A 255-nucleotide genomic window follows, 5' to 3' on the forward strand; every position below is an offset into this window, starting at 1 on the left:
GGAAATCGTACTGAGACAGAANTTCACGAACTTCCATTTCTACCAGTTCCAGCAGCTCTTCGTCATCAACCATGTCGCATTTGTTCAGGAACACGATGATGTACGGAACGCCTACCTGACGACCCAGAAGGATGTGCTCACGAGTCTGCGGCATCGGGCCGTCAGTCGCAGCAACAACCAGGATCGCGCCGTCCATCTGCGCAGCACCGGTGATCATGTTTTTAACATAGTCGGCGTGGCCCGGGCAGTCTACGT

The 255-nt window shown here is 54.3% G+C and carries 1 protein-coding gene; it reads right to left on the reverse strand.

Translation table 11 applies throughout. The features are described from left to right. A partial coding sequence (locus NNO04_RS23025) for a GTP-binding protein (RefSeq protein WP_271446547.1) occupies positions 1–255 on the reverse strand: 255 nt, incomplete at both ends.

Origin of the sequence: Citrobacter sp. Awk 4 (assembly GCF_028069725.1) — a bacterium.
Classification (GTDB): Bacteria; Pseudomonadota; Gammaproteobacteria; order Enterobacterales; family Enterobacteriaceae; genus Citrobacter_D.